Genomic DNA, 14,591 nt, shown 5'->3' with positions numbered 1-14,591 from the left:
GATCAGCGCAGCACGCGGTAGGCCCGCAGGGCGCGCAGCAGCGCCCACAGCCCCGCTTCCGCCGGCACGTTCTTCTCGTTGAACGCTACGGCGATGTACACGTCGTCGGCCGGCACATAGGCCACGATGCTCGTGAAGCCTTCGATGCCGCCGCTGTGGCCGAGCATCAGGCCGGGGCCGTCGGGCACGTCGTAGAGCTGAACGCCCATGCCGTAGAAGGCATTGCTCCCGGCATAGGGGCCGAGCATCGGCGGCATGTCGGTGAACATGCGGCGCACCGTCTGCGTGGGCAGCACCTGTCCGGCCAGCAGCGCATGCCAGAAGTGCACGAGGTCGCCCGCGGTCGATGCCAGCGCGCCTGCCGCGTAGGGCGTGGCGTACTGGTCCGGCGCATCGTCGACGGGGCGGCCAGCCGAATGTCCCGCCACCACGGGCAGCGCGACGCCGGGCCGGCGCATCACCGTGCGGGAAAGCGACAGCGGCTGCAGCAGCCGTTTCGCGAGCACCTCGGACAGCGGCATGCCTTCGATCTTCTCGACGATCACGCCCAGCATGGCGTAGCCGGTGTTGGTGTAGCTCCAGCCCGTGCCGGGGCAGAACTGCGGCGGCTGCGCGGTGCCGAGCGCGATGATCTCGGCGGGCGGGCGGTACTTCGTTCCGAACGAAGGCAGCGCGTTGAAACTCACCAGTCCGTTCGTGTGCCGCAGCAGTTGCTCGATGGTGATGAGCCGCGCATTCGGTGCATCGGGAAACCAACGGTCGATGCTGTCGCCGAGCTTCAGCTTGCCTTCCCCGACGAGTTGCAGCACCACGGTCGCCGTGAAGGTCTTGGCCGTGCTGGCGACCTGGAAGGCCTGGTCGGCAACGACCGGCGTGGACGACGCCTTGTTCGCCATTCCGCGCGTGGCGGACCACATGCCTTCGCCCGGAATCGCGACCGCCACGCTGGCGGCGGGCACGTGCTGGAGCATCTTGTCGAGCGCGTCGCCGAGGGTCTTTTGCAACTCGGTCGGAAGTTCGCCATCGATGGAACGGCTGAAGTCTTTCCGCCATACCGACTCGGGCGCCGAACGCATCGGCGGGCCGGCGTAGACGGGCGAGGACGCGCACGCCGATTGAGCCAGCGCCAGACCGGGCGAAAGCTGCAGGGCCGCGAAGAGCACGGCCGACGAAATCTTCAGCAACGATGGCATGTGGTTTCTCCGGCTCGCGTGATCACTTCGCCGCTTCGGCCTTCTTGCGTGCGGCATCCACGCGCTTGGCGTAGAGGTCGCCCCAATCGGCCAGCGCCCCCAGCGCCGTGTTGAGCGTCGCACCCAGCTTGGTCTCGGAATATTCGACGCGCGGTGGCACTTCGTGGAACACCTCGCGATGGACGATGCCGTCGGTTTCCAGCTCGCGCAATTGCTGGATCAGCATCTTCTCGCTGATGCCGGGCAGCAGCCGCTTCAGTTCACCGAAGCGGCAGGGTTTGGCGTGCAGCTCCCAGAGGATCACCGCTTTCCACTTGCCGCCGATGACGTCGAAGGCGGGACCGATGCCGCAGTTGTAGGGCTTCTTGGACTTCATGAGGGTTCCATTACTGACGTTTTTGTAAGTACCTTACTTTATTGTAGGTACTTGACCGTTGGGAGGCGAAATTCCTACGATGCGGGCGTCATCACAACCTGCGAACAAATCGTCATGAGCAACAAGGAAGTTTCCGTTCTGGGCCTGGGGGCGATGGGCCTCGTCATTGCACAGATCTATCTGGACCAGGGCTACAAGGTCACGTTGTGGAACCGCACGGCGGACAAGGCCGATGCACTGGTGGCCAAGGGTGCCGTGCTGGCGCGCAGCGCGGCCGAAGCATTGCGGGCCAGCCGCGTCGCCGTGATGTGCGTGTACGACTACCGCGCCGCCGATGCCATCTTCGCCATGGACGGCGTGGCGGCCGCGATGGACGGCCGCCTGCTGGTGCAACTGACCACCGGCAGCCCGCGCGATGCGCGCGACGCCGAAGCCTGGGCGCACCGGCACGGCGCCGCGTACCTCGAGGGTGCGATCCAGGCCGCGCCGGACCAGATGGGCCGCTCCGACACGCCGCTGCTGGCGTCCGGCGCGCAAGGCGTGTTCAGCGAAGCCGAGCCGTGGCTGAAGGTGCTGGCCGGCGGCATCGTCTACCTGGGCGAAAAGGCGAGCGCGGCGGCGGCCATGGACCTGGCCACGCTGTCCACCATCTACGGCACGATGCTCGGCTTTCTGCATGGCGCGCGCATTGCCGAACACGAAGGCTTCGACGTGGCCGAATTCGGCCGCATCGTCGCCGGCATCATGCCGACCTTCGCGGCCTTCCTTCAGCATGAAGGCTCCGTGATCCAGTCCGGCGACTTCACGATCTCGCAAAGCCCGATGCGCATTTCGGTCGAGGCGACACAGCGCATTCTGCAGGCGGCGCAAGAAGCGGGTATCAACACCGAGTTTCCGGCCTTTGCGGCGGGCCTTTTCAAGCGGGCCGATGCGGCAGGACTCGGTGGCGAGGAGCTGGCGGCGCTGATCAAGTTGTTGCGTCAATAGATGGCGCACCGATAGGAAGGGCAATGGAAGCTCAAGCCCATGTCATGAACTGGATCGCCCGCAACACCTCGGCTTCGCGCTCCATGTAGAAGTCGGTGTGGCTGCAGTTGTCGAGGGTCAGGCGGTGCGGTGTGTTCAGGGCGGTCATGAGGCGGTTCGAGTCCGAAATGCGCGCGTGCCGGAAGATGCGCAGGTAGTCCGCCGCGTCTTTCTCCGTCTTTGCATCGAGCGGCAGTTCGAGCCAGGGAAACAGGTCGCGGTTGTCTGCGGGCAGGGCGGTCACGACCAGCGAGGGCGCGCGCACGGCCCGGTAGTCCGGCGAGAAATTGTGGGCGGCGGTGTCCATGGCGGTGTCGATGTCCTCGGGTGTGTTCATGCGCACGCTGCCGTCGGCGCGCAGGTCGACGGCAGCGAGCAGGTTCGCTTCGAGCGCGGGCCACCAGTTCTTGGTCTTGCGTCGGTTGAACGCGATGGCGGCCTCCAGCGAGCGGCCGTCCTTGGGGCCTGGCCTGGGCTCGTCGAGCCGCCGGTTGAGCGGCGGCTCCTCGCCGCCGGTGTCGCCGCTCACGGTGTAGTCGAAGCTGGTGTCGAGGTAGATGAGCCCTCGCACCCGCTCGGGGTGACGCCCCGCAAAGCGCGTCAGCTCGTTGCCCGCGATCGAATGGCCGCCGAGCACCACACGCAGCAGGCCCAGTTCATCGAGCACCGCCTTCAGGTCGCAGGTGAGCGTGTCCACCTCGTAATGCTGGGTCGCCGTCTTCATCGGCCGTGGTTTGTCGGACTGGCCGTAGCCGCGCCGGCTGATCGCCACCACGCGCGAGCGGGAAGCCAGCGCGGGCGCAAGGCTGTCGAAACACCGCGCGTTGCCGCCCAGGCCCGCCAGCAGCACAATGGTCGGTCCGGTGGCGCCGGGGCGCTGCCAGTCGCGCACCTGTAAGGACACGTCGGGCGCGGTCGACACTTTCACACGGCGGTTGGTGACGGAAACCGGGCCGTGGCCCGCGCTGCTGCCCGCTCCCACGTGGGGAGCGCTGCTGCGGCCGCAGGCCGCGAGACCGGCCACACCGGTGAGTGCCAGGGTACGCAGGATGTCCCTGCGCCCCGGTTGAAACCGGGTGGGCCGAAGCGGCTGGACAGGGGGGCGATTCACGTCGAAGTTCCGTGTGTGAGGCATCGATCCAGTGTCGTTTTCGTACCTGAAGAACCCCTGCAGCATTCATGAAGATTTCCTGAAGTGCGTGGATGGTGCTTGGCAGATACTTCGGCCTTATCCCGAAATCGGGCGAGTTCGCGTGGAGACCCATGAATCTTTTGCTTGTTGAGGACGACCTTGATCTCGGCAACGGCGTGCGCATTGCGCTGGCCAATCAAGGCATGGACGTGGTGTGGGTCCGCCGCCTCGACGACGCCCTGCGTACCCTCGACGGCGGCACCTTCGACATGGTGCTGCTCGACCTGGGCCTGCCCGACGGCGACGGGCTCGACCTGCTGTTTCGCCTGCGCCGCGACCGCCAGATCCTGCCGGTGCTGGTGCTGAGCGCGCGTGATGCGCTCAACGACCGCCTGCGCAGCCTGGACGACGGTGCGGACGACTACCTGGTCAAGCCCTTCGCGCTGGCCGAGCTGCTGTCGCGTGTGCGGGCGCTCGCTCGCCGCAGCTACGGCTTCAACGACGAGACCATCCGCATGCGCGGCCTGGCGCTGCACGAGCCCACGCGCGGCGTGATCGTCGACGGCGAGCCGGTGGAACTGTCGCGCTGCGAATTCGATCTGCTGGCGCTGCTGCTCAAGCGCACCGGCCGCGTGGTGACGCGCCGCGTGATGGAAGAGCAGGTGCTGCCCGGTGGCCAGGCCAATGGCAGCAACTCGCTCGAAGTGCATATCTCCAACCTGCGCCGCAAGATCGGCCAGGGCTATATCCGCACGGTGCGTGGCATCGGTTATGTGATCGACGTGCAATCGCTGGTGCGGAGCACGCCGAAATGATGCAGGCGCTGGCGCAGCGCTGGAAGAACTGGGCACAACCTTCCCTGATGCGGCGCCTGCTGCTGGCGCAGATGGGCGTGGTCGCCCTGCTGTGGACCATGGCCATTGCGCTGCTGCTGTACGACTCCTACGAAGACCCGGAGCTTCTGAAGTACGACAAGATCTACCAGACGGTCACCTCGATCGCGCAGAACCTGGTCGATCGGCCCGACAAGCAGCAGGAAACGCTCGCCGCCTTCGACGCCGCATTGCTCGAAACCGTGGGCGACGGCGACGCCGCCTCCGACACCTCGCCCGTCATGCAGGTGTGGCAACGCGGCAAGCTGATCTACCGTTCGACGGCGGCGGTGCCCGTCATCCTGAATTCGGCGCCGAATCTCATCGAGACCGTCAAGGCGGGCGGGCGCGAGTGGCGTGCGCGCACGCTGCAGTCTCCCAACTCCGATACCAGCGTGATGCTGGCCGAGCCCAGCGTCTGGCGGCTGACCGTCACGGTCATCAACCGGGGCTTTTACCTGCTGCCGCTGGTCATCAGCCTGCCGTTTCTGATCTTTCCGGCCTGGCTGTCGGTGCGGCTGGCGCTGCGTCCGTGGCGCCAGGTGAGCAAGGAGACCTCCGAGCGCGGCCCCAACGACCTGACACCGCTGTCGTATGCGCCGCCCCACAAGGAGCTGAAGCCGCTGGTGCACAGCATCAACAGCCTGCTGCAGCGGGTGCGCGACAGCACCTCGCGCGAGCGCAGCCTGATCGCCGATGCGGCGCACGAGCTGCGCACGCCGCTGGCCGCCATGCGGGTGAACGTGGAAGCACTCAAGGAACAGAGCACCGACGAGGGCCAGCGGGAATTGATGGGCAATCTGCTGCGAAGCAACGACCGCGCGGCGCGGCTGGTGGGCCAGTTGCTGCAGCTCATGCGCAGCGACGCCGTTTCTGACAACGCCTTACCGGTCATGCTGTCGCTCGACGCGCTGGTGCAGGACAGGCTCGCCATGATCGAAGGCTTGGCCAGCGCCCGCGACGTCGAGCTGGAACTGGTGAGCGACGACCGCGTGCCGGTGCTGGGTGAGCGCGAGAGCCTGGTCTCGATGATCGACAACCTCATCAACAACGCCATCAAGTACAGCCCGCCGGGCGGAACGGTCATGGTGCATGTGGCCCAGGACGGGCAGCAAGCCCTGCTGACGGTGGCCGATCAGGGCCCCGGCATTCCGGCCGCGCTGCGCGAGCGGGTGTTCGACCGGTTCTTTCGCAACCCAGATCAGAACCAGAGTGGCAGCGGCCTGGGGCTGGCCATCGTCAAGTCGGTGGTCGACAAGCACGGTGGCGAGGTGGTCCTGGGCGAAGCGCCGGGGGGTGGTCTGCTGGCCTCCGTGCGGCTGCCGCTGGCGATGGCCGATGCGCCCCAGCCCATGCTCTGCAGCTGAAGATCCCTTCCGGGACGTGGCCAAAGGGCTTGGTCAGGTCCGTTTCGGGGCCGCGATTTACACTAGCCGGTGCGCTCTACAGGACACTTTCAAAAATGAAGTGGGTCATTCTTGCTATCTTCGCGCTCAGCGCGCTCTACGTTCATTTCCGTGGCCAGGTCCGGCACAAGTTCTTCAGACAGCTCTCTGACCACTCGACCTTCCTGGCCCCGCTGAACGTCTTCATGTACCTTTTCTCGAAGGTGCCGGGTACGCCGTACCTGTCGCCTGCGCAGTTTCCCGAAATGCGCATCCTCGAAGAGAACTGGGAAGTCATCCGCGAAGAAGCGCTGGCCATGCGCAACGGCGGCAGCATCAAGGCATCGAGCCAGTTCAACGACGTGGGTTTCAACTCCTTCTTCAAGAGCGGCTGGAAGCGCTTCTACCTGAAGTGGTACGACGAGGCTCATCCCTCGGCGGCTGTCCTGTGCCCGCGCACGACCGAGCTGCTCAAGGGCATCGGCACCATCAAGGCGGCGATGTTCGCCGAGCTGCCACCCGGCAGCCGCCTCGTGCGCCACCGCGACCCCTTCGCCGGCTCGCTGCGCTATCACCTGGGCTTGTGGACGCCAGGCGTCGAAGGCTGCTACATCGACGTGGACGGCCAGCGCTACCACTGGCGCGACGGCGAGGCCGTGGTGTTCGACGAAACCTTCATCCACTACGCCGAGAACACCACCGACCACGACCGCGTGATCCTGTTCTGCGACATCGAGCGCCCGCTGAAGTACCGATGGGCCAGCGCGGTGAACCGCTGGTTCGCCAAGAACCTGCTGGCCGCCGCCAGCTCGCCCAATGACGCGGGCGACAAGACGGGCGGCATCAACCGCGCGTTCAAGTACATCTACCAGATCCGCGTGGTCGGCAAGCGACTGAAGGCCTGGGACAAGCGCGCGTACTACCTCGTGAAGTGGGCCATCTTCGGTGGCCTCGCCCTCTGGATCTTCTGGTAACCAGCCAGGGTTCATGCAAGGCGCCCGGCGTGGGCGCCGACCATTTCCGCCAGCGCGTCGGCCACGGCCCGCACGCGCGGCGAGCGCCTCACATCGGGGTGCACCACGCTCCATATCTCCCGCATTGCCGGCCGGCCTTCGCCGGGCACTTCGACCAGCAGCGCGTCGCCGCGCGCCATGAAGTCCGGCAGCATCGCAAGCCCGAGACCGCCGCGGCAGGCGTTGTGCAGCGCCGTCAGGTCGTTGCTGCGCAGCACGAAAGGGCGTTCGCCCGCGATGTCGGCCAGCAACCGCTGGTGCGGCACGTTGCCGGGCGGATCGCTGTAGCCCAGGAAGCGCCAGTCGGCTTCGGGCCGTGACAGCCATGCCGGTGCGGCGTACAGCCTGAACGACAGTTCTCCGAGCTTGCGCGCCGCAAGGCCGGGCTCGGTCGGGCGCATGAAGCGCAGTGCGATGTCCGCGTCGCGCCGCTGCAGGTTGGCGCTGCGCAGCTCGCCGACGATGTCCAGTTCGATGCCCGGCCACCGCCCGGCCTGTGCGGCCCACAACGGCACGATGAAGTGGCTGGCAAAGGCCGGCGGCGCCGAAACCCTGACCGTGCCCTGCGCAGCGGTGCTGGCGGCGGCGGCGCGCGCGAAGGCCATCACCTCCTGCTCCAGCCGCTCGGCGGGCGCGAGCAGCGCTTCGCCCTCGCTGGTCAGTGCCCAGCTTCGCGGCAGGCGATCGAACAGGCGCACGCCGATGTGCGACTCCAGCGCGCCGACCCTGCGCGCCACCGTCGAATGCTCGACACGCAACTGCCGGGCCGCGCCCGACAGGCTGCCCTCGCGCGCCACCGCCACGAAATAGCGGATGTCGTCCCAGGTGAGCGAGGCGAGTGCGGCGTCGTGGGGGTGAGCTGGCGATTCGTGCACAACAGATGCGAAGGTTTGGGGAATGGCGGTTGATTCTGCCCGTCGCTATCGTTCGGCGCATCGTTCGTTTCATCTTCCAAGGACTTCGCATGAACATCGCGCCAGCAACGCAGCAACAACCCTTCATTCCCTACGGCGCGCCCGTGTCCCTCGATGTGGCGCGGCGCGTGGCCGCCGCCGCCGAGGCCGAGGCACGCGTCAACGGCTGGCCGATGGTGATCGCCGTGATGGACAGCGCCGCCAACCTCGTCGTGCTGCACAAGATGGACCACGCGCAGACCGGCAGCGTGGAGATCGCGCAGGCCAAGGCCCGCAGCACCGTGCGCTTCAAGCGGCCGACGCGCGTGTTCGAAGAAGCGCTGGCCGCGGGTGGGCTGAACCTGCGGCTGCTCGCCACCGAAGGCGCGTGCCCGCTCGAAGGCGGCTTGCCGCTGATGCACGACGGGCAATTGATCGGCGCCATCGGCGTCTCGGGCATGCAGTCGACACAGGACGCGCAGGTGGCGGCCGTGGGGGCGCAGGCCGTTGCCTGATCCTGACGGGCCGGCTCAGGCTTCGGTCAAGACGAGCCGGCCGCGCGTGGTTCCGACCCAGCTCACCACGCCCGCGAGCAACGTGCCGCCGAGCACGTCGATCAGCACGTGCTGGCGCGTCGCCAGCGTCGAGTAGACGATGCCGAGCGACCAAAGCACATTCACCGCATGCGTCCACGCGGGCGCCTTCATGCTGCGCAACTGGCGCCCCAGCAGCACGGCGGTGAGCACCGCGAACGCGACGTGCAATGAAGGGAACGCATTGCCGCCCACGTCGGTGGCCTTGAGGAACTGCAGCGCCGGGTACTGTGCCCAGTCCACCGGAAACACCGGCACCGTGGTCGGAAAAAGCCAGAAGACCGCCAGGCCAACGGCCGCCATGATCGCGGCGTCGCGCGCGCAGGCCCACAGTTCGGCCTTGTCCTTCGCGAGGGCCGGGGCCAGCGAGATGTAGAACCACAGCGAGCCGTACAGCAGCATGGCGTCGTCGCTCACGCCGACCCAGTGGTCCAGCGGCGTGAGCGGCATCACCGTCGGCTCCGACGGCGGGTTGTGCATCACCCAGAAGTACAGGACGAAGAAGCCCGAGATGCCGAGCGTGGTGCCGATCATCTTGACCAGCCAGAGCGCGGCGATCCGCTGTCCCAATGCCATGTACCAGGGCACGGAGGGAAAGGAGGAGGGGCTCGCGGGGCGGAATGTCACCGATGCAGCTTCTTCAGTAGGACGAAACGACACAGCTTATGCGCGTGCATTGCGCGAACATTGCGCAAGGTCTCTCCTAAAATGACCCGCTTATTTTTTCAGCAACCGGCGCGTCACCATCCCTCATGAGAATCCTGCTCGTCGAAGACGAAGTCGATCTGGCGCAAGCCCTGGCATCGGCGCTGCGTCAGAACCAGGCGGTGGTCGATGTGGCCAGCTCGCTGCGCGAAGCCGAAGAGGCCGTGCTCGGTGCCCAGCATGACGTGATCGTGCTCGACCGCGGGCTGCCCGACGGCGACGGCCTGTCGCTGGTGGCCTTCCTGCGCCAGAACGAGATTGCCACCGCCGTGCTGGTGCTCACCGCCATGACCGACGTGGCCCAGCGTGTGTTGAGCCTGGACGGCGGCGCGGACGACTACCTGGCCAAGCCTTTTTCAATGGACGAGTTGATGGCGCGCGTGCGTGCATTGGCGCGGCGCCCCGCCGTGCGCGCCAACCTCGTCATGACGCTGGGGCAACTGCGCTTCGACCACCACGCGCGGCAGGCCCACGTGGGCGAGTCGAGCTTCACGCTGCCACGCCGTGAATTGCTCGTGCTCGAAACCCTGCTCGAGCAACGGGGCCGCACGGTGCTGCGCGAAACCCTGCAAGACCGCGTGTACGGCCACAAGGACGAGATCCAGTCGAACGCGCTCGACACGCACGTCTCGCGCCTGCGCTCCAAGCTCGACAAGGCCGGCGCGCAGGTCGAGATCCATGCGATACGCGGCGTGGGCTATCTGATCTGCGCCGCGTCGTCTTCCCCATGATGAGCCTGCTCTCGCTGCGGTGGCGGCTGATCTGGAGCCTGATCCTGCTGCAGGTGGTGGTCGGTTCGCTGGTGCTGGGTGGTTTCATCGGCCTGGCCTGGGTGCTGGGCCGCGTGGTCGACGAAACCGGGCAGGAGACCATCGGGGTGATCCAGCGGGCGCTGGCCCGCGATGCCGAAGGCAAGCTCGTCATGGCGCCAACGCCCGAGTTCCAGCGCCTGCAAAAGGCCGATCCGCCCTTCTGGTTCATCGCCCGCGATACCAAGGGCGAAGAAGTCCGCGAAGGCGAGGTGCCGCCGAGGTACGTCGCGCTGCTGGCGGCACTCGACGGCATGGAACGCATGGGCATCGAGCCCTCGCCGGACAACACGCAGCCCAAGGCCCGCTTCGAGCGCGTGGAAACCAGCGCGGGCCCGGTCAACGTGATGGCCCAGACCGGCGGCCCGCTGACGGTCAAGAACACGCTCAAGGGCACGGGCATCGTGTTCCTGTTCCTGGTCGCGCCGATGGCGCTGCTGACCAGCCTCGGCGTGATCCTGGCCACGCCCTTCGTGGTGAAGCGCGGCCTCAAGGGCGTGGTGGCCACCGCCGAACATGCCGAGAGCATCGACGTGCACGAACGCACCACGCGGCTGCCGCTGGACAACGTGGCCAGCGAGATCCGGCCGCTGGTCAATGCGGTCAACCGCGCCTTCGACCGGCTCAACGAAGGCTACGACCGGCAGGAACGTTTTCTGGCCGACGCCGCGCACGAGCTGCGCACGCCGATCACCACGCTGCAGATTCATCTCGAAGGGCTGCCGAGCGGTGCGCTCAAGGTGAAGCTGATGCAGGCCTCGGCGCGCCTGGCCACGCTGGCCGAGCAATTGCTCGATCTGCAGCGGCTCGACCACATCGCATCGCACGACCAGCAGGTGGACCTGAAGGCGCTGTGCGAGCGCGCGGCGGCCGACATTGCGCCGCTGGCGATCATGAACCGCTGCACGCTGTCGGTCGACGCGCCCCTGGCATTGATGGTGCGTGGCGATGCACCCTCGCTCGAACGCGCGCTTGCCAACCTGATCCAGAACGCCATCGAGCATGGCGGGCAGGGCTGCGACATCCAGGTGCGGCTGTGCGAGCCGTCGTGCATCGAGGTGCTGGACTCGGGCCCCGGCATTCCCGAGGCGGACCGCGAGCGCGTGGTGGCGCCGTTTCACCGGCTCGTGCCGCGCGGGCGCGGTGCAGGGCTCGGACTGCACCTGGTTGCCGAGGTTGCGCGCCTGCACGGCGGGCAGCTCACGATCGGGTCGGGCGAATCGGGGGGCGCGAAGATGCGGCTGGAGCTGAACCTCGACGCCTGAGTGCCCGGTTGCAGGGTTCGGAAAACCACTGCGCTACCACCTGCCCCAGCAGGCCCGAGGCGGCGACCACGGCCACGAACCAGAGCGGAATCCACGCAGCCGGCGCACCGGTCTGCTGGTACAGCCAGGCACCGGGGATCACGACGAACATGTGCGTCAGATAGACCTCGTAGCTGTTGCGCCCGAACCAGCGAAGCGGTGCGGCCGCCACACCTGCGCACCACGTCCACGGCCGCCACTGCGTGACCACCAGCAGCAGCGCCACGCCCAGTTCCAGCAGCGTCACCTGCAGGCCGAAGCGCGTCAGGCCCAGATGGAACGCTTCCTTGCGAAAGCAGAAGACCCCCACGCTCAGCGCCACGCCCGCGAACAGCATGAGCCGCTGCATGGTCACCGTCGGCAACCGGGGCATGCGGTGCGCGAGCAGGGCCGCAAGGCAGCCGAAGGCGATGCCGTCCATGCCGGAGAGGTACGCGTGGTCCTGCCACAGCTCGTTGTCGGTGAACACGCTGCGCGCAAACGGCCCGAGTGCGATCGGCACGAGCAGCAGCAAGCCCAGCCGCCGCTCGTTGCCCGTCAGCACGCAGAGGAGGGGAAAGAAGAGGTAGAAGGCCTCTTCCACCGACAGCGACCACAGCACGCCCCACGGCCCGGGCAGGTAGCCGACCTGGGCTTCCAGCCAGTTCAGATGCAGCCCCAGCGCCGCCAGCCATGCGCGCCACAGCGAGACCTTGCCCGCGTCCAGTGCGAACCATGTGCTGCCCGCCAGATGCAGCACGCTCAGCACCATCAGGAGCAACAGCAGGCTCGGCAGGATGCGCGCGGCGCGCAGGCGATAGAAGGCGGCCGGCCGCACCTGCGACAGATCGCCCCAACGCCGTATCGATGCGCTTGTGATGAGATAGCCCGAGACCACGAAGAACACGATCACCGCGTAGTAGCCGCTGCGAAACAGGATGCCCATGAGCCGTGGCCCCAACGACTGCGCCAGCTCCGATGGCCCGAACGGAATGCGCAGGTTCGCGTGCAGCAGCACGACGAACACCACGAGCAGCCCGCGCAGCAGGTCGACGTGCGCCATGCGCGGCGGCGTGGTTTGCAATGGGAGCGGGGCGGTGGCAAGACGGGCCATCGCGGCGATTCTGTGCGAGCTCTTCGGGTCGAGCCTGAAGGGCTGCTGAAGCACCGACAATCGAACGCTGCCCATGCCTTTCGCCGACTTAGACCTTCCCCAGCCTGTCGACCTTGCCAGCGCCCAGGCGCTGATCGCGGCCATTCAATCCGAAGCCGCGATGCAGCAGGTCGCCTTGCGCGTGCCACCGTCCGAGCCCACCACCTGCTGTGGTCGCGGCTGCAATGGATGCGTGTGGGAGGGCTGGCTGGCGGCAGTGGCCTATTGGCGCGACGAGGCTTCCCTGCTGCTCGACTCGGCCTGAGGCATCGCCGCAATGGCTTGCACTAGCACACGAACCTGAAGGCCTCGGCGGTCACCGCCGTATAGAGTGGCCGATTCGCAAATTCAGGAGGAATCCGCATGACAGCATTTCGCCGAAGCAACGTCGCTCGTCTCGTTTCCGTTCTCGCGCTGCCGTTGGTCGTCGTGCTTGCCGGTTGCAAGCCAGAAGCCCCTGCGGCACCGTCGGCTGCGGTGGCCCCGGCCGGCCTGGTGGTGCCCGAGAAGCAGCAAGCCGAAAAGCTCAACGCCTACGTCGTGGCCTACAACAAGCTGCTGCAATGGCACAGCTTCGGCAAGATCCTGCGCGACTACCAACGTGCCAACCCGAAGATCGCCAAGGCCGGCGCGCCGCTCGACAGCTACAGCTTCGGTGGTGGTGACGTCGACGACGCCTTGCGCGCCTTCGACAAGGCAATGGCCATGACGCAGCCACTGCCGGAGCTGGACGAGCCGGGCAAGGTGCTCAAGGCCGCGCTCGAAGCGGTCAACCCGCTGATCAAGGAAGCCCGCACCTACGAAAGCACCAAGGAATACCTGAGCGACAAGGGCGCCAAGGCGCGCCAGATGGATGCGCCGCTGGTCGCGGCACTCGGTGCGGCCAACAAGGCCACGGCGACCTTCGGCACCGCCCTGTCCGGGCAGACGCTCAAGCGCGACGAGGCGGAGCTGGCCGCGCTCAAGCCGGGCACCCTGGGCTTTCACAAGCTGAAGGTGTCGCTCGAAACCCGCAAGCTCGCCAGCGCCGTCAAGCTCGCGCTCGACGACAAACAGAACGTACCTGCCATCGACACCGCACTGCAGGCCGTGAGCGCCGCGAACACCGAACTCGGCACGCTGCGCAAGGACCCGAAGGCACCGCCCGCATGGGACCCGGTGTGCGCGATGTACAAGGACAAGATCGACACTTTGATCGGTGGCACGCGCACGCTGGTGAGCGCCATGAAGGACGGTTCGGGCAAGGCGGTCGCCGATGCCGCGAACCAGTGGTTCGACATGCGCAACAAGGCGGTCGACGCGTCGAACAGTTGCGGGGATTGAGCCACTGACCGGCACGCGCCGCAGGGCGCGTGCCGGCCGGTCAGTGGTGGCCGCGCATCATTGGTTCTGCGAACCGCGATGCGCCCAGCCGGTCGTGTGCTTCTCGATCACGCTGAAGAGTTCATACATCAGCATCGCCATCGCGCCCACCACCATCAGGCCCGCGAAGGCCAGGCCCATCTGCATGGCCGAGCCGGCCGAGATCAGCAGGTAGCCGATGCCTTCGTTGGCGGCCGTCATCTCGCTCACCGTGGTGCCGACGAAGGCCAGCGTGATGGCGACCTTCAGCGAGCCGAAGAAGTAGGGCATGGAGCGCGGCAGGCCGATCTTCATGAGCACGTCCCAGCGCTTGGCGCCGAGCACCCGCAGCACGTCTTCAAGCTCCGGCTCCAGCGTGGCCAGGCCGGTCGCGATGTTGACCATGATCGGGAAGAAGCTGATCAGGAAGGCCGTGAGAATCGCCGGCCCCGCGCCGATGCCGAACCACACCACCAGGATCGGCACGAAGGCCGCCTTGGGCAGCGCGTTGAAGGCCGTCATCAGCGGGTAGATCGCCGCATAGGCAATGCGCGAGCTGCCGATGACGAAGCCCATCAGCACGCCCACCACGATCGCCAGGCCGAAGCCCGCCATCGTGACCCAGAAGGTGCGCCACGCATGGCCCGCGATGATTTCCTTGTATTCCCAGAACTGCGTCCAGATGCGCCACGGGCTCGGGAAGATGAAGTCGGAGACCTCGAAGCCCGCGCAGATGACCTGCCAAAGTATGAGCACGGCGACCAGCAGCAGCCAGGGCGACCAGCGTTCGATTTGCTTGGTGTTCTTCATGGGTGCG

General features: G+C 66.9%; 16 protein-coding genes. 9 read left to right on the top strand and 7 right to left on the bottom strand.

Going from position 1 to position 14,591, the window contains the following annotated elements:
* Nucleotides 1-2: 2 nt before the first annotated feature.
* Nucleotides 3-1,193, bottom strand: coding sequence for a serine hydrolase domain-containing protein (locus H7F35_RS03300; protein WP_187111555.1), 1,191 nt, complete (start codon nt 1,191-1,193; stop codon nt 3-5).
* Between the two features lie 22 nt (nt 1,194-1,215).
* Nucleotides 1,216-1,569, bottom strand: a complete 354-nt coding sequence (locus tag H7F35_RS03295; protein WP_187111554.1) for a winged helix-turn-helix transcriptional regulator — start codon at nt 1,567-1,569, stop codon at nt 1,216-1,218.
* A 114-nt stretch (nt 1,570-1,683) separates the two neighbouring features.
* On the opposite strand from H7F35_RS03295, the gene H7F35_RS03290 reads away from it, so the two are divergent.
* Nucleotides 1,684-2,556, top strand: a complete 873-nt coding sequence (locus H7F35_RS03290) for an NAD(P)-dependent oxidoreductase (RefSeq protein ID WP_187111553.1) — start codon at nt 1,684-1,686, stop codon at nt 2,554-2,556.
* A gap of 31 nt (nt 2,557-2,587) precedes the next feature.
* Here the strand turns inward: H7F35_RS03290 and H7F35_RS03285 are convergent, their stop codons facing one another.
* A complete protein-coding gene (locus tag H7F35_RS03285; protein WP_187111552.1) occupies nt 2,588-3,706 on the bottom strand; it encodes an alpha/beta fold hydrolase in 1,119 nt (372 codons plus the stop codon).
* A 152-nt stretch (nt 3,707-3,858) separates the two neighbouring features.
* On the opposite strand from H7F35_RS03285, the gene H7F35_RS03280 reads away from it, so the two are divergent.
* The 3 genes from H7F35_RS03280 (at nt 3,859) to lpxO (ending at nt 6,958) form a co-directional block, all read left to right on the top strand.
* Complete coding sequence (locus H7F35_RS03280; protein WP_187111551.1) at nt 3,859-4,542, top strand: response regulator; 684 nt, start codon at nt 3,859-3,861, stop codon at nt 4,540-4,542.
* Nucleotides 4,539-5,966: a sensor histidine kinase gene (locus tag H7F35_RS03275; protein ID WP_187111550.1), complete on the top strand. Its 1,428-nt coding sequence runs from the start codon at nt 4,539-4,541 to the stop codon at nt 5,964-5,966. Before H7F35_RS03280 ends, H7F35_RS03275 begins: the two co-directional genes overlap by 4 nt.
* Nucleotides 5,967-6,061: 95 nt before the next feature.
* A complete protein-coding gene (lpxO, locus tag H7F35_RS03270) occupies nt 6,062-6,958 on the top strand; it encodes a lipid A hydroxylase LpxO (protein ID WP_116914233.1) in 897 nt (298 codons plus the stop codon).
* A gap of 11 nt (nt 6,959-6,969) precedes the next feature.
* Here the strand turns inward: lpxO and H7F35_RS03265 are convergent, their stop codons facing one another.
* The gene (locus H7F35_RS03265) at nt 6,970-7,872 is read right to left on the bottom strand and encodes a LysR family transcriptional regulator (protein ID WP_187111549.1); all 903 of its coding nucleotides are present in this window, start codon (nt 7,870-7,872) and stop codon (nt 6,970-6,972) included.
* An 89-nt stretch (nt 7,873-7,961) separates the two neighbouring features.
* Here H7F35_RS03265 and H7F35_RS03260 point away from each other — a divergent pair, with 89 nt between their 5' ends.
* Nucleotides 7,962-8,405, top strand: a complete 444-nt coding sequence (locus tag H7F35_RS03260; protein WP_187111548.1) for a GlcG/HbpS family heme-binding protein — start codon at nt 7,962-7,964, stop codon at nt 8,403-8,405.
* Nucleotides 8,406-8,420: 15 nt separating this feature from the next.
* Here H7F35_RS03260 and H7F35_RS03255 read toward each other — a convergent pair whose 3' ends face one another.
* On the bottom strand, nt 8,421-9,110 hold the full coding sequence (locus H7F35_RS03255; RefSeq protein WP_261803508.1) for a phosphatase PAP2 family protein: 690 nt from the start codon (nt 9,108-9,110) through the stop codon (nt 8,421-8,423).
* Nucleotides 9,111-9,235: 125 nt separating this feature from the next.
* Here H7F35_RS03255 and H7F35_RS03250 point away from each other — a divergent pair, with 125 nt between their 5' ends.
* Together H7F35_RS03250 and H7F35_RS03245 are read left to right on the top strand one after the other, a co-directional pair.
* Nucleotides 9,236-9,919 carry a response regulator transcription factor gene (locus H7F35_RS03250; protein WP_187111547.1) on the top strand — a complete coding sequence of 228 codons (684 nt, stop codon included), beginning with the start codon at nt 9,236-9,238 and terminating at the stop codon, nt 9,917-9,919.
* A complete protein-coding gene (locus H7F35_RS03245) occupies nt 9,916-11,262 on the top strand; it encodes a sensor histidine kinase (protein ID WP_261803507.1) in 1,347 nt (448 codons plus the stop codon). Before H7F35_RS03250 ends, H7F35_RS03245 begins: the two co-directional genes overlap by 4 nt.
* On the opposite strand, the gene H7F35_RS03240 is transcribed toward H7F35_RS03245, so the two are convergent.
* Nucleotides 11,198-12,394: an acyltransferase family protein gene (locus H7F35_RS03240; protein WP_261803506.1), complete on the bottom strand. Its 1,197-nt coding sequence runs from the start codon at nt 12,392-12,394 to the stop codon at nt 11,198-11,200. The genes H7F35_RS03245 and H7F35_RS03240 overlap by 65 nt on opposite strands.
* Before the next feature lie 73 nt (nt 12,395-12,467).
* Between H7F35_RS03240 and H7F35_RS03235 the strand changes: the two genes are divergently transcribed.
* The gene (locus H7F35_RS03235; RefSeq protein WP_187111546.1) at nt 12,468-12,698 is read left to right on the top strand and encodes an oxidoreductase-like domain-containing protein; all 231 of its coding nucleotides are present in this window, start codon (nt 12,468-12,470) and stop codon (nt 12,696-12,698) included.
* A gap of 98 nt (nt 12,699-12,796) precedes the next feature.
* On the top strand, nt 12,797-13,756 hold the full coding sequence (locus H7F35_RS03230) for a DUF3829 domain-containing protein (protein ID WP_187111545.1): 960 nt from the start codon (nt 12,797-12,799) through the stop codon (nt 13,754-13,756).
* Between the two features lie 57 nt (nt 13,757-13,813).
* Here the strand turns inward: H7F35_RS03230 and H7F35_RS03225 are convergent, their stop codons facing one another.
* Nucleotides 13,814-14,584 (bottom strand): ABC transporter permease, encoded by a 771-nt coding sequence (locus tag H7F35_RS03225; protein ID WP_187111544.1) that lies wholly within the window; start codon nt 14,582-14,584, stop codon nt 13,814-13,816.
* Nucleotides 14,585-14,591 lie beyond the last annotated feature (7 nt).

Origin of the sequence: Variovorax sp. PAMC26660 (assembly GCF_014302995.1) — a bacterium.
Taxonomy (GTDB): domain Bacteria; phylum Pseudomonadota; class Gammaproteobacteria; order Burkholderiales; family Burkholderiaceae_C; genus Variovorax.
Note: the sequence above shows the minus strand (reverse complement) of the source record. Positions and strands in the feature narration are given on the sequence as shown.